Below are 21,699 nucleotides of genomic sequence, written 5' to 3' on the forward strand. Positions count from 1 at the left end.
GCTTTAATGAAAATTCAAAAACCCAGAACCACACTTGGTTCTGGGTTTTTACTGGTTAAATACAGTACTAAATGCTGTGCCAATTTCTCTGTTATTTCCATAACTAATTAAGGTGTAATTTAAGGTTTTCTCTCCAAAAACGGAACCGCTTATATGGGACAGGTAGTTTCTTTAGCCTGCCTTTTGATTTGATTTATCCTTTTCATTCGTTTTCCAATGATTCATTTGGATGTCATATTCTTTTCCAAGCTGCTTGACCAATCCATAGCACATGACAAGCACGACGAATGTAAGCGGAAGTGAACTTACGATGATTGCTGTCTGCAGTCCTGACAGGCCGCCGGACGCCATCAGAACAAGTGTGGATGCGACCAGGATAATTCCCCATACCATCTTCACACCGTTAGGAGGGTTTAATTTCCCACCTGTTGTGAGCATTCCAAGAACAAAGGTTGCGGAGTCGGCTGATGTGACGAAGAAAGTCGTGATAAGTGCCACAGTCAACACCGATAGAAGCGCACCGAACGGCAGATGTTGATAAATAAAGAATAGAGCCGTTTCTAGGCTTTGTCCTGAAACATCCAAGCCCTCCACCATCTCGAGGTTAATTCCTGTTCCGCCGAATACAGTGAACCATAAGGCACATACAAGGGATGGGACTAATAGGACCGCGATCGTGAACTCACGGATGGTACGTCCTTTGGACACACGTGCAATGAACATTCCCACAAACGGAGTCCAGGAAATCCACCAAGCCCAATAGAACACACTCCAGCCTTGGGTCCACGCAGCTTCATCAGCATTGAAAGGAGACAAGCGCAAGCCCATTTGAACGACATTTTGCAAATAGCTACCCATGGTGGTGGTAAACATGTTCATCAAGAATAATGTTGGACCAAGTATGAGCATGACAATAAACAATAAAACAGCTAACGACATATTGATATTACTTAATAATTTGATTCCTTTCGAAATGCCTGTAGTCGCTGAAACAATGAAAAGTACAGTGATGATCATCATGATGATGAACTGGACAAAAAAGTTGTTCGGAATTCCAATCAGATACTCCAGTCCAGCATTGATCTGTTGAGATCCCAATCCTAATGATGCCGCAACGCCAAATAATGTCGCAAACACGGCGACAACATCAATTGTCTTACCGATTGGGCCTTTCACCTTTTCACCAATTACAGGATGAAGAGTCGCGCTCATTAATCCAGGAGCCCCCCTGTTAAACTTCTGATAGGCCAGTGCCAATGCAACGATGGCATAAATCGCCCAGGCATGCAGTCCCCAATGAAGCCAGGTATATCGCATTCCCATAATTCCCGATTGGGCCGTCCCGCCTTCTCCTGCAGGTGGCGAGGAAAAGTGAGAAATTGGTTCAGAGACACCGTAAAATAACAAACCGATCCCCATTCCGGCCGAAAATAGCATAGCAAACCAGGTCGGTCTGCTGAATTCGGGTTGTGAATCTTGTTTTCCTAATTTGATTTTTCCATATTTACTGAAAATCATAAACACGGCAAATATGAGAAAAAAGGTGGCGACCAGCTGATAAAACCAGCCGAATTTCTCAAGTACGAATCCTTTTGCTACGTCCATTGCAGATCCCAATTGTTCAGGTATCAACACCCCTATCAGGACGAAAACCACTGCAATTCCTACCGAGATCCTAAAAACGGACCTGTCCATTTGCATCATTCCTTTACTACTTTAATAGATAATCTTTAGTACCCAGTACAAATATCCATTAAATCATAGTTTGAATAAATAGAAAAAGACCTGTCGCTTTCATATTTCGTCAAATTTCGCGATTTTCAACATAGAGATCAGTTCATCCATGTTAGGTATACAATTACTAGGGGATGGTTGTGAATGCTCCCTCATTCTCCTCCTTGAAGCTCATTCACTGGCACAAACAGCATCCTTCTGCCTCCAAGGGTATCTAAGATCTCCTCGATGACCTTTCGTTCTTTTCTGTATTGATCATAGGTGTGTTCTTAAATGAACTGTTCGAAATGGTGCATCAAAACCCTAATGAGCAAGGTAGTGAAATCTTTCTAAAGATTTGTTGAACATGGATAGCTAAAGAGAGAGCTTCTATTTTTGTTTCGCAATAGAGCCAGCGTGAAATAAAATCTGTAACGAAATTCAACTTCAAGAGTGCTTTATCTGGAACAAAATAAGCTTCTTTATTGTGAAATTAATTATTGAGTTACAGGTGATATTTTGAAATAATTGGTATTGACTTAAAGGTCTGTTTTATCAAAGAAGTTGACGGGGGGATTTTGTTGAAGATTTTACGATATGTTCTATCAATAGTTACTTTATCATTTGCTATCTTTGGACTGATTACAAACAATTTTCAGCTTAACCATATTATGATTTTTCTCTTAGGTCTAACAATGTTGGTTATGGGTATAGAAGAAATTCAAAAAGAACGAAAAGCAAATGGATTGTTACTTGTTGGTGTATTTTTTTTATCATTATTTGTATCAATTAAAGGCTTTTTATTAAGCTAACGGGGGATAAAACAGGAAGTAGTTTATTCGAGAAACTCTAATATCGAGGTGTTTTATTTTGCAGAAATGCGATAAATGTAATACTCAATTTAGCTGGAGTGAAATCTATAATTCTTTTGTATGGATATACAAACCAATAGAGTGTAATAACTGTGGAATGGAACACAGAATAACCATTTTGGGGAGGTTATCATTTGCTTTCTGCACAATTGTACCTTCACTGATTTTTTTTAATTTCCTATCCCCTTTTGAAAATTATTATATTCTAACTTTTGTAATAGGGATATTCATTCTCTTGGTTGGTTCGTTGTTAACACCATTTCTTGTTAAGTATAAGGGGGTATTGTGAGGTTTTTCACTTAAGCCAAGGGGTGCGATCGAACAACTGAACTCCAGATTTTCGTATTATTGAGCATGACTGATAATAAAGGGTCACTCAAGTAATTCATACCAGCAGGAGATGGTGGACTTTGACAACTAAAAAGAAGGTTTTATTTCTAGGATTTATTTTGATCATACTTCTAATAATTATTATGGTAATCACTACTCCAACTAAAAAAGAATTTGAACAATGGATATTAAATGAGAATGAAATTGTCTGTCACAAGGATGGTTGGAATGTAAAGTGTATGAAAGGTAATCAAAAGATACGGTTCAGTTCTTCCCATTATAAAAATGTAGCTGTATTTGCCTCATTTGAAGTAGATTATCAATATGAAAATGGTGAACAAATTACCTTTAGGACTTTTGGTGTTTTTGGTAAGATCATTTCTATGAAAGATGGGATGCTCTGGGAGAAGATATTAAATTAGAGGGCATTTAACCGTATACATATGTCATGGTGGAGGGGCTACTATCGATTTTTAGAAAGGTGTGTGTATGTTTTGTCTGATATCAAATGGTCTCTATTAATTAATTCACTTGCTGCTATTATAATAATCATTAGTTTTTTCTTAACCCAACATCTAGTTATTACTAGAGTAATATTATTGCTATTTGTAGCTGCTGATTTGTTAATGGTATTTAATCGCAGAAAAATAAGTAAGAGTTTTTTCTTCGTTTGTTCTATTATCTTTCTAACAGGTCTTGTCATAGCCGGTTTAGTAGATGAATGGGGAATATCACTTTATCCGTATATTTTTGGTGTTATTCTATTATTTGCCTCGTATAGAACATTATTTGAATCAAATGAGGAATATTGAGAATTCTAGTGGAGGGCAAAGCTAAAGATATCTTAAATGATCTATGGCATTGGAAAGGAATGCCTTGGGCAGTACAATCGGTTACTCTTTTGTTGCAATTGTTAGATTTATAGAGGCTTTTATAGTGAATAAAAGAAAGAACGGATTAATGCATACGTTTCTAACAGCCAATCAGAACGATGAATGTATTAGGTGATAATCTGAGTCATTACAAGGAGACAAATCAATGTTAAAAGTTTCAAGAATAATATTAGCATTAATAGTTATTACTATGGCCGGTTATAGCCTGCTAACAGAAAACCATTGGCTACAACCATACATGTTATTCTTATTAGGATTAATGATGCTTGTTATGGGATTAGAGGAATTTCAACGAGGACGAAAAGCTTATGGCTATCTTAGTTTAATTGTTTCTATATTTTCATTCATAGTACTATTAGAGACTGTTATGCATTAGGTGAGGAAAGTTGCCGATGTGGCTGAGCGTTTTTTATGCAATAAAGGGTTTAGCTTTTATGAAAATTGAAAGTGGGAGATTGTGATGGGGCTGCTTTTTGAAAAAAGAAAACAAGAAAGTTCTAAACCGTTTAAAGTTATTAATTATATAATGATAGCAATTTTATTATTATTACTTTTCATTACGATTCTAAATGATTTTAATTCAATTTACGTAGGAACTTTATTTATTTTCTTAGGTGGAAGTTTTTTTATTGATGCCATTGAAAATTTTCTGAATAAAGAACAAAAGAAATTTATAATAAATTTAGGTTTAGCGATTATATTGTTTGTATCGACCTCCAGTTTCTTGTTGAATTAAAGAGGTCAATTGCTGAAATTAGGCAGCCGCCTCATCACGAAAGGTTAATGGGATAAGAGTGGAGAAATGAGGTATTAATTTAAAGATGAAAAAAAGACTTTTAATGGTTGGCTTTCTGGCATTAATAGTAATAATCATATTTCCACCAATATTAGCACCCTTGGTACACGAAAACGATTCGCCAAGGTCCGCATTAAGAGAAGCAATTTTCAAAGACGGGCATCCATATCAAAGTTTTATGGCTTTAATAACTAAGGGTGATTATAAAGATAAACGCTACGGACAGCGATACAATGTATATTGGTTTAACTACGATAGTCCTACTGGAGGTACAGCAACTATTGTTATTCAAAAGAGATCGAAAGTGAAAAGTATGAAGTCTCTTGTGGTACAGGTCCATAAAAAAATCAGTTCAACTTCTTCAACTATCGTGTGCTTATCCAGCAAAGGGTAAGCTTTTTTTATTGAATTTTTCTTGAGTAAGCTGCATGGTTTGAAAAAATTGGTATTAGGGTAAAAGGCAGGGTTACGGAACAAAGGAGGGATTAACTTGAAAAAGACCAAAAAAGTGATGCGCCGGGACGGTTCTGCTGTTTCTTTTTTTAATATTAGGAAGCATCAGAACCGTCCCGACGCTTCGTCAAAAGTATATTGGGTACTAATCGAATATAAATGAGTTCACCTGCAAGTTCAACGATAGTTTGTGTCACAATTATGGCTGCTACTGATGTGCTCAAATTATCTGGTAAGGCTAAAGCAAGAGGAAGAACTACAAGCGAATTTCTTGTTGATCCACTGAAGATAAGGGCGCGACCTGAACCAATATCAAGCTTGAACCACTTTGCAATATACCTAGATATGATAGGCATAATAATCATAAAAGCAATATATATAGGAATGACTTTGATGATTAGGTCAATATATGTTGATAATTTGCCTATTTGAGACGATACAACAACAAAAAGAGTAAGAGCCATGAATGGAACGGGAAGCCATGCAGATAGATCTAATATTTTATTTCCGACAGGTGCTTTTCTTGCAAATAGCTGTATGGCAATAGCAATTCCCAGCGGAACAACGATGAGACCTAAAAATGCTTCCAAGAATGGAGCTGGTTCCACTATTCCTTTTGCTTCTTTTCCCATAAACATCCATAAATACGGAGGCAAAAGGAGCATTTGTGTAATGAAAAGTATTGGTGTAGACAAAAGGATAATCTTTTCGTTTCCACGCCCCATAGCTGTAAAAACAATCACATAATCAATACAAGGTGTAAGTAAAACTAAAAAGACCCCAAGCAGTAACGGTGGATAATAGGGTAATAACTTTGATAGGAGCCACACCACAATTGGAACGGCAATATAGTTAACCGTTAATAAAGCCAAAATAAAGCGACGATTAGCAAACGATTCTTTTAACGAAGTAAAAGGAATCTGCGAAAACATGCTATACATTAAAATAGCAATGACAGCAGAAATCGTTACATCTAATTGACCTGCTAGATCTGGAACAAATAATCCCCATCCGGCTGCTATCACTAGTATAATGACATATAGCCAAACTTGATTATTTTCTAATTTTTCTCTAGTAATCATTATTTTGTTGCCCCTTTTTATTGCCTCTAAAAAGACTTGTAAAGTTGTTAAATAAGAGGCATATGTAATAAGTCATATTTAAGGAATTATTAACTGAAACGGGAACTCTTACTTAATATAGCATAATTATTTTTTAGTGGAGTTTAAAAACCCCTAAATCATCAAATGATTTAGGGAGGATTTTTACCCTAAGTGAAATTCTTCTTTCAGTAGATCTTTAACTGCTTGATCTCCTGTTAGATCTAACCTAATAAAATCTGCCTCACCACTTACTTGTAGTGAGAATTCTATGAATGGACAGCATCGATTTTCGTAAGAAATCCATTCAACAATTGTTAATAGCAACGTGGGTTGATTGGGATAAATAAACCTATAACCATTTGGAAGTTCCTCAATAGACCGATTTACATTCAATTCTTTTCGAAGTTCATCATAACGGATTCTTTCTTCTGAATTGAAAGAGCCAATATTACAAGCAATATTTGAAGTGCTTTTACAACAATTACATTCAGCCATAAATTTTATACCTCCTATTATTATTATTATATATATTTACATGAAACCGAAGAACAATTACAGCCCGTATTAGAATTACATGTATTTTTCTTTTTTATAAATAGAGAAATAAATAACGCTATAGCCAACAATAATAATCCCCACTTCCAAAAACCAAAACCTATTCCAACTATACCTGCAAATCCAGTAATGCCAATAACGGGTAATGCACAACAAAGTGCACATAAGCCAACTACCCCAATTCCAGCAAATAATTTTTTCAAAGTAACTCCCCCTTACTATTATTTAAAGTATAATACTTAAAGTGAACTTTAAGTCAAGAGGTGATGATAATGGATTCTTTCCTTCCTATTGGAGAGCTGGCAAAAGCGGCTGACGTTAGTGCTTCTACTATTCGATATTACGAATCGATTGGCATGTTGCCCATTCCTACAAGGGTAAGTGGACAAAGACGCTACACAATTGAAGTGTTGGATCAACTCAAGTTTATTAAAACAGCTCAGTTAGCTGGTTTTAGTAATCAAGAAATTATTGTACTGTTGGAGGGTTTCGATGATCAGGCTCCTCCATCAGAGCGTTGGAGACACATGGCCAATACGAAGTGTCTGGAATTAGAGGAAAAAAAGAAGCAAATTGATGAAATGTTAAATGTATTAAAAAATGGATTGAAATGTGATTGTCTAACTTGGTCAGAATGTTTTCCAAAGATTAATTCAAAGGGTAGTTGTAGTTAAAGAGTGAACTTGATTTCGTCTAATGATAAAGAGGGAGGGGAAAAATGCCAACCTCATTCCATGCTTTGTTAAAGTTACAAATATGGACGAACCAATGTTTTAGTTATTCAGTTTGTTGTTCAAGAATCAGGGGCCTATCAGAAAAGGGTAAGCTCCTTTTTAATGTAGTAAGGGTGGTTAGAGTGATTGGAGCTATTCCCTTAATGGAGCCGATTGCTGGAAATCAACAGCTGAACTCCAGCTTTTTCTTTGTTCAATAATCGGACAGTTTCAGGAATGAAAATATTTATCCCATGAATTTTTAAGGAAATTGAAACTTTTACCATCTTTGTACGTATAGGTGATTACGGAGGAGGTTGGGGTTATGAAAAAAATCATGGGCATAACCATGAACTTATTCGTTTTAGCGTCGGTTTTTGTTTTGGCTGTAGGTTGTAGTTCTCCAAAGGAAAGTGATGAGAATGTGAAAACCATCCAAACCTTTTTAGAGAAAGAATTCACAGGACCTAATGATGAATTAACGTATGCTCTAGAACAAGATGGTGCATTTCCGCCTGAATTAGAAGAGTATGTAGTAGAAAACTATAAGCCGCTGGTTATGAATTGGGAAGATATGATTAATACTAATCACATTTTGTTTTTTCAAAGATTTGCATATGAAAATGGGTATCAATTGAAACCAACGAATATTGATATACAAAAGGATCAAGACCATACTTATGATTATGAAGTCGAAGTGAAATACAGGAAAGATGGTCAAACCGACACTGCTGCGATTACTGCAAGAATTAACCTCAATGACGATGGCAAGATTGTAACCATTCGAAATATGAATGATGATGGTTTAGTAGAAATAATGGAACAGTAAAAAGAGAGAGAGGATAATAATGCGCAGGGACGGTTCTCTGTTTTTTTATTATTAGGAGGGATCAGAACTGTCCCGACGCTTCCTTGAGGTGAATAAATGACAATCAAAGGGCTTAATCATTTTCTATTTTCAATTGCAGATTTAGAAACGTCCATTAAATTTTATCAAAAAGTATTTGATGCAAAATTATTAGTAATGGGTAGAAAAACGGCTTACTTGGATGTACAGGGTATGTGGTTTGCCCTTAATGTAGAGAAAGACATCCCCCGCAATGAAATACACCAATCCTACACCCATATTGCTTTTTCAATTGAAGAAGAAGATTTTGATAATATGTACGACAAACTAAAGAAATTAAATGTAAATATCTTGTCAGGTCGTCCGAGAGATGAAAGAGATAAAAAGTCCATCTATTTTACGGACCCGGATGGGCATAAATTTGAATTTCATGCAGGTACATTACAAGACAGGTTGGATTTCTATAGAGAAGAGAAGGCACATATGAAGTTTTTTGATTAAAAGGGTATCCATGATAGAAGGGCGATTACTACATAACAGTGATCTGCTCGAATGCTACAGTTTATCAGCCACCCTTTTTACTTAGATAAACGGGCGGTTAAACGGAATAAGTTTGTGAAGGAGTTAATAAATTGAATAATTTTGCCCTGATGTGTATCTTGCTTCTACTAGGTGTAATAATTGAATTTATCGGAACGAAATTCATTAAATATGCTAATAAAAGAAGAACTTTTTCATTTATTGTGTGGGGTGTTCTATTAATCACCTTCATTGTACTATGGTTTCTGGAAAATTCTTAATTCTAACCTAGATTAATAAGTAAACAGATCTTATTAGAGAAGGTGAAAATAATGTTAAATAAAATTAAAGTAATTCCTGAGAAAATGGCATTTACAATAGGCTTAGCTTTAATATTATTTAGTCCATTATGTATATTTTTCATGTCATTTTTATTCCCTCTAGGTAATGGGACAAAGATGATTATAGGAAGTGTTGTTTATTTTTTTGCCATTTTATTGATACTAAGTGCGGCTGATCAAAGACATTCTAGAATTGGTAAGTAAATGTGAGGACTATACAATGCGAGAAAGGCCGTGAAGTTATTTGAGAAGTTATAAAGCCATGCTTTTTGATTTAGATGATACCTTACTTGAATAGGGATCAGGCAGTAGATAAAATGTTTTCGGTTATTTTAGAAAAGTGTTATGAGGTTGTTCCACATCCAGCAAAAAACGAAATGTTGCATAGGTTCAAAGAATACGATAAAGGAAGCTATGGAGATAACAATAAAATAAACGTTTTGGAATCATTATTTGATGTTTTCCCACCGCATAATAGATTACCGCGCCATGACATTCAAGATTTTTGGAATCATCATTTCCCTCATTGTTTTTCTATAAATCAACATACTATGAATATCGTAAATACCATAAAGCAGCAAGTTAAAGTTGCCATTATAACCAACGGCTCCACTCAGAGACAAAAAGCTAAAATACTGAACACTCATTTAGAAGGTTGTTTTGATACAATCATTATTTCTGAAGAAGTGGGATTTAGTAAACCCGACAAACGCATATTTGAATTAGCGTTGCATAAGCTGAATGTGCAACCGGAAGATGCATTATTCGTAGGAGATGACTTAGAAAAGGATATTGCCGGCTGTCAACATTCACATATTAAGGGCATATGGTTCAATCCTAACAGGATCAAGAATGATACCGATATCAAACCATATACCGAGATCGATTCTTTTGATAGATTAATAAGCTATATTACATAGAGTCATTCGTCTACTAAACAATAGGAAAAAAGGGGATTAAATATGTTTGGTTTACTTAATCTTGGGAGCCTCTTGCTTGGGTATTCCCTATTTTGAATCTTACCCGGGATAAAAAACAGAATAAAAATTGGATTGTTCTTTCCATGACCAGTATCTATGCTTGTGGTATTTCACTATGTTTCCAGATTTTTTATACCTACTATAAAGTAACGGTTGAAGATTGGAGTGCTCTTATGGACAAAATGTATGCCGTGGCTTATGTCTCAGCGATTCTTCTCACCGTTACGATTCTACTAAATGTCATCACTCTGAAAGTTTATCGTGGCAGAGCAGTAGAGTAGGATAGTTTTTTCTTTATTATGGCCTAACCCCAAGCACGGTGAAGCTTTAACCTGCCGGGGTTTTGGCCATGATATTGGGACAATGTTATAAATCGAACTTTAATGGAGGCAAATAAATGATGAGTACGTTTGTTTATATGGTGAGACACGGAGACTCACCAAAGGATGGAAATGAAAGAACAAGAGGGTTAACTCAAAAAGGTCATATGGATGCTCAAGGAGTAACTGACATATTGAAAGATGAGAAGATTGACGCAGTTGTTTCAAGCCCCTATATACGTTCCATCTTAACTGTCGAAAAGTTAGCTGATCAAATAGGTCAAGAAGTTTTAGTATATGAAGATTTAAAAGAAAGGATCTTTTCTTCTGAAGATAATCGAGTTTCTGATAAGGAATTGGTTCCACTGTTGGAGAAGTCATTCGGGGATTCAATTTTCGCTCCAGAGGGAGGAGAATCAAATGCTGATTGTCAAAAAAGGGCAATTAACGTTTTAAAGGAACTATTAGAAACGTTTAGAGATAAACATATCGTAATAGGATCTCACGGGGCTGTTATGACCTTGATGATGGGATATTTCGATAGTAAGTATGACTTGGATTTTTTACATAGCACGTCCAAACCTGATATTTATAGGATGGAATTTAGAGAAAAGGAGTTAGTGAATGTTCAAAGGCTGTGGGGTGGAAATGAAGGCATTAATCCATTATAGATCATTATATAAAAGGCTCATTATTCAATTAAAGGGACAAAAGCTGGAGATCAGACAATTGATCTTCAGCTTTTGCCTTTTTCAACTATTAGGCAGCTAAGAATAATTCGAAACTTAAATGACTTGGTTTCCATCTTATTAACGGACGTAAGTGTAAGAAGTATTAAGGAAGAATACGAATGCTAATGTTAAACTTTGGAGAAGAAATAGGTAAAAAAATAAGTAACTATAATTCTCTATTAGCGAATGTATACCTATACATTTCCTTCATATTCCAAACGTATACTCCCTACACAGTTTGTACATGTTAAGAGTAAAACACAGAAGGGGTTTCAGGGGAGCGGATTTTTGATCTATATCAATTTAATGCACTCTTTATGTTATTCATAGCAATTTGGGAAGTTCGTTGGCCTGCCAAGGCTTTGAATTGGATAATAATCGTCCTTATTTTACCTGTCATTGGTTTCTGGATATATCTTAGTAGCATATCAGATCCTAAGCTTATTCAAATGGTTCACCAATAAAGGCGTATGTGAGTGCCATAGTGATTTGTGCGATTATAAAAAATTTCCATGTTTTAAAATATTGGTGAATTGGAACTCGTGCTTACTAAAACTAGCCTCATATATCTAAACTTCAAGATCTTACAACTAAGTAAACTTTAAATTGGAGGAAACAACTTTGGAAGAAGTTAATATTGGTTTACTGACGATCAAAGTCATAGTAGGTTTTGTCACCTTATTTTTTATTATTATCATAACAGGCAGAACATCCATCTCTCAGTTAACCCCGTTTCACTTAGTTTTTGTGTTAGTACTTGGAGATTTTTTAGGAAATACCATTTATGAAGATAATGTAAGGACTTTTCACTTTTTATATGCCATCGGATTGTGGACGCTTCTTATGTTGGGGATAGAGTTTATGACTCTAAAAAATAAATCGACACGTTCTCTCTTATTAGGCGATCCCAATATCATCATTCGGGATGGTGTCATGGATCGAAAGTTACTTAAAAAGAACAAATTGGATGTAAATCAAGTTTTGAGTATACTTCGACAAAATAATGTATTTTCAGTTCGCGAAGTTAAATACGGCATATTGGAAACTAATGGGCAAATAAGTATATTATTAAAATCGATGTATCAAAAACCAGACAAGCAAGATCTCAATCTTCCAGAAAGTCCAGTATACCTCCCAACATCGTTAATTCTAGATGGGGAAATTTTATGGGATAATTTACATGACCTCGGATTTGATCAACAATGGTTAGGTAACCAATTAACTACCAACGGATATGACAATGTAAAGAGTATATTCTACGCAGATTGGCGAGAGAGTGAAGGCATACATATTAGTCCCAAATAAAATTTGTTAGGATAGGAGCATATCAATTATCTTGGTGAATATAATGTGATTTAAAATAAGATTCACCGTTTATAAACCAGAGAATCCGTTTTAAGAATTTATCTGATCAGGTGTTTGTTACTCTTTGGTCTTCAACAATCGAGGCGCAAGAATTAAATTACATAAGAAGAGCGCATTTCTGGAGTCAGAATTGCGCTCTATTTTTTGTATGGGCAATTTTGTTGAAGAAGAAATAAATTACATAATAAAATGAAGAAAAAAATAAGGCAGAGGAGAAATTTTACAATGATTGAACTGGAGTATTTCGAACGTGCAGATTTTTTGCAATTGATTAATTGGATTGATTCACCTAAATCCTTACTTCAATGGGGAGGTCCTGCATTCGGATTTCCTTTAACTACTGATCAGTTAGAAAAATACATTGAGAATGCTAATAATGATCACTCCGATACTTTGGTTTATAAAGTAATGGATAGCGAATCTGGAGATGTTATTGGTCATATTTCCTTGGGGAAAATTGATAGAAAAAACAAATCTGCCAGAGTAGGAAAAGTATTAGTAGGTGATAAAAACGTAAGGGGAAAAGGAATAGGTCAACTAATGATAAAGGAAATACTAAAAATTGCTTTTGAAGAACTTAAATTACATAGAGTTGGTCTTGGTGTATTTGATTTCAATGTATCTGCAATCGCTTGTTATGAAAAAGCCGGCTTTATAAAAGAGGGATTGTTAAGGGATACAGGAAAAAATGGTGAAGAATATTGGAATCAGTGGGAAATGAGTATTTTAGAAAATGAATGGGTGAAAACAAGAAACATTTGACATCTTGAACTAAACCAGCTGATAGAAGCTCCTCTGTTATTCCATTATATGCGACATTTAATTGAAGAACCAGTTTATCGTAGTACTATTTCTTTAAGTGTCTAATAGGCTCTTAACCCTTTCTCAACCATCAGACAGACTCTCCAATGAGTCTGTTTTTTACTTTAGGTTTAATCAATGAATTAACTTATTTAATCTGTAAATTAATTAGTATGGCGCATCCTTTACTCACTAATTGTCCTGTTTGCAGGAAGGAAAGATTGAAAAGGAAAAAGCAAGTGAATTATAAATGTTTTACAAGATAAAGATCAGCCGGAGCTAGTGACGATAAAAAAAGAAGTCCCATATGGAAATAAAATGTTGAAGATTCGTGTGAACTCCGAGTCCCGGAAATAGAAAGAAAAGATATTAAGCCGTTGCTGCAGGGAATTAACTTTGCACCGTAGAGTTATCCTTGTTGAAACGAAATTGAAGGATGGAACTGAGGTACAAATAAAGCTTCAAATTTATCTATGCTAGCAACTTTCATTAATGATTTGAGCGGATTAGGCAAACATTTAAGAGAAATAGGATATCTGTCGTTTTTTCAGCTGTTGCATAATAAAAGTACCTTTTCATTTATTCGATATTGAAAAAAACTCGTTCCAGGCACTTTCATTATGAATAATGTTCAATGTGGTATTTAATGCCACATTAAGAATTTAAGAATACTAAGTCAAAAGAAATATCGGTTCTCTAAACTGGCTTCCTCGTAACAATAAAAATATCAAAAACAAATTGCGTCAAGGGAAAAATTAGAAACTAGCACTTATCTAAAGCGGCACTAACCATGATAGGAAAAGTCGGGTAAATAGATGAAGAAACTAGGAGGAATAAACATTATGAAAAAACTATTATCTCCGTCCCTTGCATTAGTGATGTCCCTCACTCTAACAGCCTGTGGTAACAATAATGACTCAATTGAAATTTCCGAAAAGGTACCATCGGATGACACTTCTCAACAGGAGCCTGCTGGGTATGACCGTGAACTTGTTGAATTCCCTGAGAATTATAATAAGGGTGTGAACTACACGACGGTTAATCGAGGAAATGTCAGGGAGGAGCTATACACGAGCCGGGAAGCAATTGAAGCGGTGCAAAACGGGCAGCCGATTCCTGATGGAACCGTAATCACTCTTGAGATTTATAGGGATGAAGAACTTGATGAAATCTTCGTGATGGAAAAGCGCACTGGTTGGGGCAACCAAACCCCGAAAGGGACACCACGTAACGGAGATTGGCAATACCAGGAATTCAATGCTGACAGGTCGTTGGATTACGATGAAGATATCGGTCGTTGCTTTAGCTGTCACGCAAATGAGGAACGGGATGACTTTGTGAACACGTTGGATGAAATGAAAAGTTTTGAACTTGAAAATTTTACAGGATCAAAGGGCAGCAGTACAGATCCCCAGATTGCAAGTATTCCTACAGAACACTGGAATGTAAGAACAGTAGACGATAATCTGAAGAACCAGTATGGAATTTTGCCAGGAAATAGTTTACTAGAAAACGAAGAAAAAGCAGGGATCATCCAGAAGGTCCTTTTAACGATTCATTTTAATCAAGAGACATAGAGGATTTGGAATCCATGTAATATTAAAATAGAAAGAGGAGAACTTCTTGAAGCGAAATATGTTAATCAGGCTGATGATCGACCTTACCATGACCATTCTGTTGTTAGTGGCAATGGCTTACCAAATTACAGGCAACACAATTCATGAACTTGTTGGAGTTGGACTGATAATTTTGTTTATAGTCCACAATATACTAAATAAACGATGGTATAGCACTATTTTTAAGGGAAGGTTCAATGTACGTCGCATTCTTAGCATAGTGGTCAATCTGCTTTTTCTTGTATCTATGGCTGTGATAATAATAAGTGGCGTTCCAATTTCCAGTGAAGTATTTCCCTATGTCCCAGTAGAAAATGACATGATTTTACGACAGATCCATATTCAGGCGTCGTATTGGGGATTTATCTTCATGGGTGTTCATATAGGAATGTCCTGGGGAACAATTATCAATACAGTACGAAAGATGACGAGGATTACCGGCACGAGCCGAATTCGCACAATATCTTTATGTATCATAGCGGTGTTAATTGTTGTCTACGGTGTGCAGAATTCTTTTGAGAGAGATATGCTTTCTAGATTAACCATTTATAATCCATTCGGGTGGAGCTCTGATGAGTCTTCCTTGGGATTTTTAATAGATCATCTGGCTATCGTGGGAATATATATAAGTGGGACTCATTATGCTTTGAAATTTATCCATAAGCAGGATAAAGCTATGGCTTCCAAAGATAGATAAATTACAGAATGAAAAGGTGCATTAATCCGTAATTGGATAATGCACTATTTTATATTATTTAGTACATTGAATAAAGTCAGTGAAGGGGAATCAAGCTTTTACTTTTTGATCATATTGTTCCCTCATGCGCTTTATATCTTCTATTGGTGGTAAACCAAACATCCTCGAATATTCACGGCTGAATTGGGATGGGCTTTCATAGCCTACCCGGAATGAAACATCTGCTGCATCGGCGGATTCAGATAATAACAGGCTTCTGGCTTCTTGAAGTCTCAGCTGTTTTTGGAATTGAATTGGACTCATCGCGGTTACCTCTTTAAAGTGTCGATGAAGTGAAGAAACGCTCATATTTGCTATTTCCGAAAGTTCCTCTATCTTGAAAGGCTTTTCATAGTTATTCATGATATGTTCAATCACGTCACTGATTTGATTGGTAGAACTTCCTTCAATTGCAATTTGTTTCAGCAAGCCCCCATTTTCTCCTTGCAAAACCCTATAGATAATTTCTTTTCTGATCAGAGGAGCAAGTACCTTGATGTCTTCCGGAGCATCCAGCAAACGAGCTAATCTTGTTACAGCGTCTAACAAGGACGGCTCCATTTTGCTGACATACAAACCTCTTTTAGCATTTTCCTTCTTGTCAACTCCCATTTGGAAATCACGTAACACCTCCAATATTTCACTAGATGTGAATTCCAGTTTAAGAGCAAGATAAGGAACTTCGGGAGAGGCTTCTGTAACTTTTCCGGCGATTGGCAAGTTAACGGATGCAACAAGGTAATTGGCAGGACCGTATAAATAGCTCTCCTGTGCCAGTGTTACCTCCTTCCTGCCCTGAACGATAATGCATAATGAAGGCTTGTAAACTCCGTAATTTGGACCTATAACGTCAGAGAAACGAATGAAAGATAAAGCGGGAATAGCAGTCGCATAAGGCCCGTCCTTACCTGTGTAACTCTCAATATGTCGGGTAAGTTCAGACCGCTGTTTATCGATTTGTTCGGACATAAAAACCTCCTTGACTCCTTATTTCTAGTTCAATATTAATACAAATTCTCACAAAATGTAAGTAATGTGAGAGGATTAGGCAATGTTTTGGCAGGATTAATATAAGGGTTTTATATTCTTTTATTGCATAATAAAGGTGTCACAGTTTTTTATCTTCACATCACAATAGGTTGAGGAGTTGAATCGTACATGAAAAAACGAAAACTAGGAAACAGTGACTTGGAAGTTTCCTCCATCGGACTTGGATGTATGGGAATGAGCTATGGTTACGGTCCTGCTGCAGACAAGAAAGAAATGATTTCGCTTATTCATGAGGCGATTGACCGGGGGGTTACTTTCTTCGATACTGCTGAGGTATATGGCCCATATGTGAATGAAGAATTGGTAGGAGAAGCCCTTGCTCCATTCAGGGGAAAAGTGGCTATCGCTACTAAATTTAGTATCCAAATAGAAGAGGGTAAACAGGTTCTGGAAAGTAAGCCGAGGTGTATTAGGCAATCTATTGAAGGCTCGCTTAAACGACTGAAGGTTGACACTATTGATCTTTACTATCAGCATCGAGTGGACCCAAGCGTTCCGATTGAGGAGGTAGCCGGAGTCATTCAAGACCTAATCAAGGAAGGCAAGATTAAGCATTGGGGACTTTCAGAAGCAGGGGTGGAAACAATCCGCCGTGCACACTCCGTTCATCCACTCACTGCGATTCAAAGTGAATACTCAATGATGTGGAGAAGTCCTGAGGAAGAACTACTTCCTGCCCTTGAACAGCTTGGCATCGGCTTTGTTCCTTTCAGTCCGTTAGGCAAGGGATTCCTTACTGGAACAATTAATAAAGATGCATCGTTCGGCGGCTCCGATTTCCGAAGTATTGTTCCTCGTTTCAAACCTGAGAATATCGAATCAAATCAGGTATTGGTCGAATTGGTAAAAAAGGTGGCAGTAGGTAAAGACGCGACACCCGCTCAAATTGCACTTGCATGGGTGCTTGCTCAGAAGCCTTGGATTGTTCCGATTCCAGGTACGCGGAAATTGAATCGCCTCGAAGAAAATATTGGGGCAGCTGATATTGAACTGAGCACTGAGGAACTCAATGACTTGAATGATGCCTTATCGAAAATTGAGGTATGGGGAGATCGCTATCCGGCAGAATACGCAAAAAGGGTAGATGAATAACAGATATTCCATATAAATAGGAGGATATTAAATGCAAAAAGTAACTTTAAATAATGGTGTAGAAATGCCTATTCTAGGTTTTGGGGTTTTTCAGATACAAGATGAAAATGAATGTGAACAAGCTGTTTATGACGCTATAATGGCAGGATATCGTCTTATCGATACTGCGGCCTCGTACTTAAACGAAGAAGCAGTAGGCAGAGCAATCGAGCGGAGTGGTGTACCTAGAGAAGAATTGTTTATTACCACAAAACTTTGGGTTCAGGATACTGGTTATGAGAGCACTAAGAAGGCATTCGAAAATTCCCTTAAAAGGCTGCAATTAGATTATTTGGATTTATATTTGATTCATCAGCCATTTGGAGATATATACGGTTCATGGCGTGCCTTGGAGGAATTGTATCGTGAAGGAAAAATCAAGGCTATTGGTGTGAGTAACTTCCATCCAGACCGCCTGATCGATTTGATCATTCATAATGAAATTGTTCCTGCGGTTAACCAGGTTGAAACACATGTTTTCAACCAACAAAAAGAAAGTGTTCATTTCATGTTAGAGAACAATGTTCAGATAGAGTCTTGGGGACCATTTGCTGAAGGGAAAAATAACATGTTTCAAAATGAAGTTTTAGCATCAATAGCTAAAGAGCACGATAAATCCGTTGCTCAGGTTATCTTGCGATGGTTGACACAAAGAGGAGTCATAGCAATTCCGAAGTCGGTACGTAAGGAAAGAATCATCGAAAACTTCAATATCTTTGATTTCAAATTAAGCGAAGAAGAAATGGAGAGAATTGCTGAATTAGACACAAAGGAAAGCTTGTTCTTTTCTCACAGGGATCCTGAGATGGTGAAGTGGATCGGTACTCGTAAACTTGATATTTAATGCTTTTGTTCCCATTTGAATAAGAAGAAGTCAATTTCCTTCCAGTGAAATTGGCTTTTTTTCTTAGAATATCAGAGGGCTGTATAAAATGGGGATTACATAGATTCAGAAATATCTGTTATCCATCTTTAAACTAAAAACACAGACCAAAGAAATTTTCTTTGGTCTGTGTCTTCTTATTAAGTCTCGTCTTTAGAAGTGATATAAGTCTTTACCTTTGGCGGCTCAAAGGCATAAAATTGATCTAATAAACGGGATGGGTTAGGATCTGACATTGCTATGGACAGATATTTTTCATTTAGGAATTGCTCTTTTGTCATATGTTTAAACAAAGCTAATAGAGGATCAAAAAAATGATTAATATTCAAAAGACCACAAGGCTTTTGATGAAGCCCTAATTGTGACCAAGTAAAAATCTCGAAGTACTCTTCCATTGTTCCTGGACCACCCGGTAAAGCAATAAATCCATCAGCCAAATCTGACATTTTGGTTTTTCTTTCATGCATAGAATCTACAACGATGAGTTCAGTTAGACATTTATGTGCTATTTCTTTCTTTTCTAGAAAGCTGGGCATAACACCGATTACATTTCCGCCTTCTTTTATTACAGTATCCGCAATGGCTCCCATCAGTCCTACACTTGCCCCACCATAGACGAGGGTAATATCCCTTTTAACAAATTCTTTTCCGAGATTTTTTGCCCCCAATATGTAAGATTCTGAAGCACCAGGGCTAGATCCGCAGAATACAGCTAATTTTTTCATCTTATCCCTCCTTAAATCACCACGAATATTATACAAAATTTAGAATCGTTTGTTAAACTATAGCTAGTGTAAGAATGGGAATATGGATGTTACCGAATTTCAATAATGGATCAAATACTATTATGAAGCCAGAGGATGGTCCGAGTTAGATATCAGTTTGAACTTAAAACTAAAAAAATGAAGATCGATGTACCGTTTATCCGTGATAAAAACATTAAGTGTAAGGGAGCACCCTTTCGCATGGGTGTGCAAGAAGCTTGTATAAGAAAAGATTAGCAGTGCTGCCCTTTTTTACGGAATCAATAAAATTTTGTTTTCTGTCTTAATATTATAAAAACGTGTGAAAGAGTAGATAGAGGGACATAAATGTTCTTTCTAGTTGAATAAGATAATTGAAGTCATCTTTTTCAGCACAAGATCTTGATCTTGAGGGGGAATAGAATGTCTAGTTATATCAATCCTTTGTTATCATCTGACCAAATGATTTCAATCATCAGAAATGGTCTTAAAAAAACCAATAATCCCAAGAGAATAATTATTGTAGGTGCAGGAATGGCAGGGTTAGTTTCGGCATCTTTGCTTAAGCAAGCTGGACACAAAGTGACAATTCTTGAAGCTTCTGAAAGGGTGGGTGGAAGAGTCTACACAATGAGAGCAGATTTTAAGCAAAGACAGTACCTTGAAGCTGGTGCGATGCGCATCCCTGAATCTCATTTGTTAACTTTAGAATATATAAAAAAATTCAAACTTCCAATAAACACCTTTATTAATACTACCCCTAACGATCTTATCTATCTTCAAGGAAAAAAAATTCGTCTAAAGGAATATGAACAGAATCCAGATATTTTGGGTATTAAAGTAGCCCCTAATGAAAGAGGCAAAACAGCTCTTGAATTGCTTCATTATTCATTGAAACCTGTGATGGACTATCTTACCTTAAATAAAGAGAAACATTGGCCAATAGTAGTTGAAAAATTTGACCATTACTCCATGGAAAGTTATTTAAAAAATAATCCTTTCGGATTAAATTTATCTCCAGGTGCTGTTGATATTCTAAAGTTTTTTATTACATCGGAAGGATTTCCTGAGCTTGGTTTTCTGGAGCTAATAAGAGAACTTGCAGTATTTTTAAAAGCTGATAATAAATTTTTTGAAATAACTGGTGGAAACGATCAGCTACCTAAAGCATTTCTTCCTCAACTATCTAGTGATATCATATTTGGCCAAAAGGTAAAAAAAATAATTCAGCACAATAACCAAGTAACCCTCCATTCTAACCATAATATATTTGGGCCTTTTCAAATCACAGGGGATTTAGCTATTATTACCCTTCCATTTACAGTTTTACAACATATCGAAATAGAACCCGTTACCTCATTTTCAAAAAATAAATGGAAGGCGATTCGACAACTTCACTATGTCGCTTCTACAAAAATCGGAATCCAGTTTAAACAGAGGTTTTGGGAAAAAGAAGGTATGTATGGTGGAAGAACCTCTTCTGATCTCCCGAATACCTATACTGCATATCCAAGTTATGGCATTGGAACATCAGGACCTGGTGTTGTCTTGGGGAGTTATACATGGGAAGATGATGCTATGCCTTGGGATAGCTTGAATAAGAAGGACCGATTGGAAAATGCATTAAAAAACTTGTCTAAAATTCACGGGAACCAGGTATATAGTGAATTTCTTGCTGGAGCTAGTCATAGTTGGATTCGAGATCCTTTATTTAGTGGAGCGTTCTCAATGCTTAAACCATATCAGGCGATGGAACTTACCCCATATATATCCACTCCAGAAGAACGTGTTCATTTTGCAGGGGAACACGCATCGTCTACACACGGTTGGATACAAGGTGCAATCGAGTCCGCAATACAAGCTGCATGGGAAGTCAATGACTTGCCACGTACGCTCTTTCCCTACTGATTGGGAAAACCACAAAATAATCCTTCTATTTGGAATAAGAAGGTATGAATAATCGAACGCGTCCGTTAACTAAAGAAGCATTAAGTGATTTAAGGGCAAATTATATATTTGGGTTATTCAATTAAAGGGTGATTGCTTAAAGATCTGGCTGCTAAAAAGCAGCCTTTTCTTATTGAGCCAATTTGATAGATTATTGTAACAAGGAAAAGGTTCTTAAATTGTCGAATTTAAGAATATAAGGATATATTGAGTAAGTCAGAGTGGAAGAAAACCATGAAGTAAGGGGAGACGATTGTCCGT

General features: G+C 36.3%; 25 protein-coding genes and 1 pseudogene. 20 read left to right on the forward strand and 6 right to left on the reverse strand.

What is annotated here, in order from left to right:
- Window positions 1-171 precede the first annotated feature (171 nt).
- Window positions 172-1,701, reverse strand: coding sequence for a glycine betaine uptake BCCT transporter (locus F0342_RS22820; protein WP_149158081.1), 1,530 nt, complete (start codon window positions 1,699-1,701; stop codon window positions 172-174).
- Window positions 1,702-2,294: 593 nt separating this feature from the next.
- On the opposite strand from F0342_RS22820, the gene F0342_RS25105 reads away from it, so the two are divergent.
- The 6 genes from F0342_RS25105 to F0342_RS22850 all read left to right on the forward strand — a co-directional run bounded on the left by F0342_RS25105 (window position 2,295) and on the right by F0342_RS22850 (window position 4,998).
- Window positions 2,295-2,525, forward strand: coding sequence for a DUF3953 domain-containing protein (locus F0342_RS25105; RefSeq protein ID WP_262481861.1), 231 nt, complete (start codon window positions 2,295-2,297; stop codon window positions 2,523-2,525).
- Between the two features lie 58 nt (window positions 2,526-2,583).
- Window positions 2,584-2,874, forward strand: coding sequence for a TIGR04104 family putative zinc finger protein (locus tag F0342_RS25780; protein WP_188048674.1), 291 nt, complete (start codon window positions 2,584-2,586; stop codon window positions 2,872-2,874).
- Between the two features lie 121 nt (window positions 2,875-2,995).
- Window positions 2,996-3,337 carry a hypothetical protein gene (locus F0342_RS22835; protein WP_262481862.1) on the forward strand — a complete coding sequence of 114 codons (342 nt, stop codon included), beginning with the start codon at window positions 2,996-2,998 and terminating at the stop codon, window positions 3,335-3,337.
- Between the two features lie 616 nt (window positions 3,338-3,953).
- On the forward strand, window positions 3,954-4,184 hold the full coding sequence (locus F0342_RS22840; RefSeq protein WP_149158082.1) for a DUF3953 domain-containing protein: 231 nt from the start codon (window positions 3,954-3,956) through the stop codon (window positions 4,182-4,184).
- A gap of 84 nt (window positions 4,185-4,268) precedes the next feature.
- Entirely contained in the window at window positions 4,269-4,544 is a 276-nt protein-coding gene (locus F0342_RS22845) for a hypothetical protein (protein ID WP_149158083.1), read from the forward strand.
- Window positions 4,545-4,782: 238 nt separating this feature from the next.
- Window positions 4,783-4,998, forward strand: coding sequence for a hypothetical protein (locus tag F0342_RS22850; RefSeq protein ID WP_149158084.1), 216 nt, complete (start codon window positions 4,783-4,785; stop codon window positions 4,996-4,998).
- A 154-nt stretch (window positions 4,999-5,152) separates the two neighbouring features.
- On the opposite strand, the gene F0342_RS22855 is transcribed toward F0342_RS22850, so the two are convergent.
- From F0342_RS22855 to F0342_RS22865, 3 genes are all read right to left on the reverse strand, one after another.
- The gene (locus F0342_RS22855; protein WP_149158085.1) at window positions 5,153-6,139 is read right to left on the reverse strand and encodes an arsenic resistance protein; all 987 of its coding nucleotides are present in this window, start codon (window positions 6,137-6,139) and stop codon (window positions 5,153-5,155) included.
- A 183-nt stretch (window positions 6,140-6,322) separates the two neighbouring features.
- Complete coding sequence (locus tag F0342_RS22860; RefSeq protein WP_149158086.1) at window positions 6,323-6,655, reverse strand: hypothetical protein; 333 nt, start codon at window positions 6,653-6,655, stop codon at window positions 6,323-6,325.
- A 26-nt stretch (window positions 6,656-6,681) separates the two neighbouring features.
- Entirely contained in the window at window positions 6,682-6,918 is a 237-nt protein-coding gene (locus F0342_RS22865) for a hypothetical protein (protein ID WP_149158087.1), read from the reverse strand.
- Window positions 6,919-6,987: 69 nt separating this feature from the next.
- On the opposite strand from F0342_RS22865, the gene F0342_RS22870 reads away from it, so the two are divergent.
- The 11 genes and pseudogenes from F0342_RS22870 (at window position 6,988) to F0342_RS22920 (ending at window position 15,645) form a co-directional block, all read left to right on the forward strand.
- Window positions 6,988-7,389, forward strand: a complete 402-nt coding sequence (locus F0342_RS22870; protein ID WP_149158088.1) for a MerR family transcriptional regulator — start codon at window positions 6,988-6,990, stop codon at window positions 7,387-7,389.
- 364 nt (window positions 7,390-7,753) lie between these two features.
- Window positions 7,754-8,257 carry a hypothetical protein gene (locus F0342_RS22875; RefSeq protein WP_149158089.1) on the forward strand — a complete coding sequence of 168 codons (504 nt, stop codon included), beginning with the start codon at window positions 7,754-7,756 and terminating at the stop codon, window positions 8,255-8,257.
- A gap of 96 nt (window positions 8,258-8,353) precedes the next feature.
- Window positions 8,354-8,776: a FosM family fosfomycin resistance protein gene (fosM, locus tag F0342_RS22880; protein WP_149158090.1), complete on the forward strand. Its 423-nt coding sequence runs from the start codon at window positions 8,354-8,356 to the stop codon at window positions 8,774-8,776.
- A gap of 350 nt (window positions 8,777-9,126) precedes the next feature.
- Window positions 9,127-9,339 carry a hypothetical protein gene (locus F0342_RS22885; protein WP_149158091.1) on the forward strand — a complete coding sequence of 71 codons (213 nt, stop codon included), beginning with the start codon at window positions 9,127-9,129 and terminating at the stop codon, window positions 9,337-9,339.
- Between the two features lie 58 nt (window positions 9,340-9,397).
- Window positions 9,398-10,055: pseudogene (locus F0342_RS22890) on the forward strand (HAD family hydrolase).
- Between the two features lie 143 nt (window positions 10,056-10,198).
- Window positions 10,199-10,396, forward strand: a complete 198-nt coding sequence (locus F0342_RS22895; protein ID WP_262481863.1) for a hypothetical protein — start codon at window positions 10,199-10,201, stop codon at window positions 10,394-10,396.
- A 119-nt stretch (window positions 10,397-10,515) separates the two neighbouring features.
- Window positions 10,516-11,106: a histidine phosphatase family protein gene (locus tag F0342_RS22900; protein ID WP_149158092.1), complete on the forward strand. Its 591-nt coding sequence runs from the start codon at window positions 10,516-10,518 to the stop codon at window positions 11,104-11,106.
- A 681-nt stretch (window positions 11,107-11,787) separates the two neighbouring features.
- Window positions 11,788-12,471, forward strand: a complete 684-nt coding sequence (locus tag F0342_RS22905; RefSeq protein ID WP_149158093.1) for a DUF421 domain-containing protein — start codon at window positions 11,788-11,790, stop codon at window positions 12,469-12,471.
- Window positions 12,472-12,756: 285 nt separating this feature from the next.
- Window positions 12,757-13,293, forward strand: a complete 537-nt coding sequence (locus tag F0342_RS22910) for a GNAT family N-acetyltransferase (RefSeq protein ID WP_149158094.1) — start codon at window positions 12,757-12,759, stop codon at window positions 13,291-13,293.
- Window positions 13,294-14,174: 881 nt separating this feature from the next.
- Window positions 14,175-14,909 carry a cytochrome P460 family protein gene (locus F0342_RS22915; protein WP_188048676.1) on the forward strand — a complete coding sequence of 245 codons (735 nt, stop codon included), beginning with the start codon at window positions 14,175-14,177 and terminating at the stop codon, window positions 14,907-14,909.
- 73 nt (window positions 14,910-14,982) lie between these two features.
- A complete protein-coding gene (locus tag F0342_RS22920; RefSeq protein ID WP_262481864.1) occupies window positions 14,983-15,645 on the forward strand; it encodes a DUF4405 domain-containing protein in 663 nt (220 codons plus the stop codon).
- A 90-nt stretch (window positions 15,646-15,735) separates the two neighbouring features.
- Here F0342_RS22920 and F0342_RS22925 read toward each other — a convergent pair whose 3' ends face one another.
- A complete protein-coding gene (locus tag F0342_RS22925) occupies window positions 15,736-16,653 on the reverse strand; it encodes an AraC family transcriptional regulator (RefSeq protein WP_149158097.1) in 918 nt (305 codons plus the stop codon).
- Window positions 16,654-16,842: 189 nt separating this feature from the next.
- On the opposite strand from F0342_RS22925, the gene F0342_RS22930 reads away from it, so the two are divergent.
- Window positions 16,843-17,826: an aldo/keto reductase gene (locus F0342_RS22930; RefSeq protein WP_149158098.1), complete on the forward strand. Its 984-nt coding sequence runs from the start codon at window positions 16,843-16,845 to the stop codon at window positions 17,824-17,826.
- 31 nt (window positions 17,827-17,857) lie between these two features.
- Complete coding sequence (locus F0342_RS22935) at window positions 17,858-18,709, forward strand: aldo/keto reductase (protein WP_149158099.1); 852 nt, start codon at window positions 17,858-17,860, stop codon at window positions 18,707-18,709.
- A gap of 179 nt (window positions 18,710-18,888) precedes the next feature.
- Here the strand turns inward: F0342_RS22935 and F0342_RS22940 are convergent, their stop codons facing one another.
- Window positions 18,889-19,473, reverse strand: coding sequence for an LOG family protein (locus F0342_RS22940; protein WP_149158100.1), 585 nt, complete (start codon window positions 19,471-19,473; stop codon window positions 18,889-18,891).
- Between the two features lie 441 nt (window positions 19,474-19,914).
- Between F0342_RS22940 and F0342_RS22945 the strand changes: the two genes are divergently transcribed.
- The gene (locus tag F0342_RS22945) at window positions 19,915-21,399 is read left to right on the forward strand and encodes a flavin monoamine oxidase family protein (protein ID WP_149158101.1); all 1,485 of its coding nucleotides are present in this window, start codon (window positions 19,915-19,917) and stop codon (window positions 21,397-21,399) included.
- Window positions 21,400-21,699 lie beyond the last annotated feature (300 nt).

The organism is Bacillus sp. CH30_1T (assembly GCF_008364765.1).
Classification (GTDB): Bacteria; Bacillota; Bacilli; order Bacillales; family Bacillaceae_B; genus Rossellomorea.

Excerpts from the sequence above, each read along its gene's own strand:
- F0342_RS22820 (WP_149158081.1), bottom strand. The coding sequence starts at position 1,701 with ATGCAAATGGACAGGTCCGTTTTTAGGATCTCGGTAGGAATTGCAGTG.
- F0342_RS22840 (WP_149158082.1), top strand. The coding sequence starts at position 3,954 with ATGTTAAAAGTTTCAAGAATAATATTAGCATTAATAGTTATTACTATG.
- F0342_RS22845 (WP_149158083.1), top strand. The coding sequence starts at position 4,269 with ATGGGGCTGCTTTTTGAAAAAAGAAAACAAGAAAGTTCTAAACCGTTT.
- F0342_RS22850 (WP_149158084.1), top strand. The coding sequence starts at position 4,783 with ATGGCTTTAATAACTAAGGGTGATTATAAAGATAAACGCTACGGACAG.
- F0342_RS22855 (WP_149158085.1), bottom strand. The coding sequence starts at position 6,139 with ATGATTACTAGAGAAAAATTAGAAAATAATCAAGTTTGGCTATATGTC.
- F0342_RS22860 (WP_149158086.1), bottom strand. The coding sequence starts at position 6,655 with ATGGCTGAATGTAATTGTTGTAAAAGCACTTCAAATATTGCTTGTAAT.
- F0342_RS22870 (WP_149158088.1), top strand. The coding sequence starts at position 6,988 with ATGGATTCTTTCCTTCCTATTGGAGAGCTGGCAAAAGCGGCTGACGTT.
- F0342_RS22875 (WP_149158089.1), top strand. The coding sequence starts at position 7,754 with ATGAAAAAAATCATGGGCATAACCATGAACTTATTCGTTTTAGCGTCG.
- fosM (WP_149158090.1), top strand. The coding sequence starts at position 8,354 with ATGACAATCAAAGGGCTTAATCATTTTCTATTTTCAATTGCAGATTTA.
- F0342_RS22885 (WP_149158091.1), top strand. The coding sequence starts at position 9,127 with ATGTTAAATAAAATTAAAGTAATTCCTGAGAAAATGGCATTTACAATA.
- F0342_RS22895 (WP_262481863.1), top strand. The coding sequence starts at position 10,199 with ATGACCAGTATCTATGCTTGTGGTATTTCACTATGTTTCCAGATTTTT.
- F0342_RS22900 (WP_149158092.1), top strand. The coding sequence starts at position 10,516 with ATGAGTACGTTTGTTTATATGGTGAGACACGGAGACTCACCAAAGGAT.
- F0342_RS22910 (WP_149158094.1), top strand. The coding sequence starts at position 12,757 with ATGATTGAACTGGAGTATTTCGAACGTGCAGATTTTTTGCAATTGATT.
- F0342_RS22915 (WP_188048676.1), top strand. The coding sequence starts at position 14,175 with ATGAAAAAACTATTATCTCCGTCCCTTGCATTAGTGATGTCCCTCACT.
- F0342_RS22920 (WP_262481864.1), top strand. The coding sequence starts at position 14,983 with ATGATCGACCTTACCATGACCATTCTGTTGTTAGTGGCAATGGCTTAC.
- F0342_RS22925 (WP_149158097.1), bottom strand. The coding sequence starts at position 16,653 with ATGTCCGAACAAATCGATAAACAGCGGTCTGAACTTACCCGACATATT.
- F0342_RS22930 (WP_149158098.1), top strand. The coding sequence starts at position 16,843 with ATGAAAAAACGAAAACTAGGAAACAGTGACTTGGAAGTTTCCTCCATC.
- F0342_RS22935 (WP_149158099.1), top strand. The coding sequence starts at position 17,858 with ATGCAAAAAGTAACTTTAAATAATGGTGTAGAAATGCCTATTCTAGGT.
- F0342_RS22940 (WP_149158100.1), bottom strand. The coding sequence starts at position 19,473 with ATGAAAAAATTAGCTGTATTCTGCGGATCTAGCCCTGGTGCTTCAGAA.
- F0342_RS22945 (WP_149158101.1), top strand. The coding sequence starts at position 19,915 with ATGTCTAGTTATATCAATCCTTTGTTATCATCTGACCAAATGATTTCA.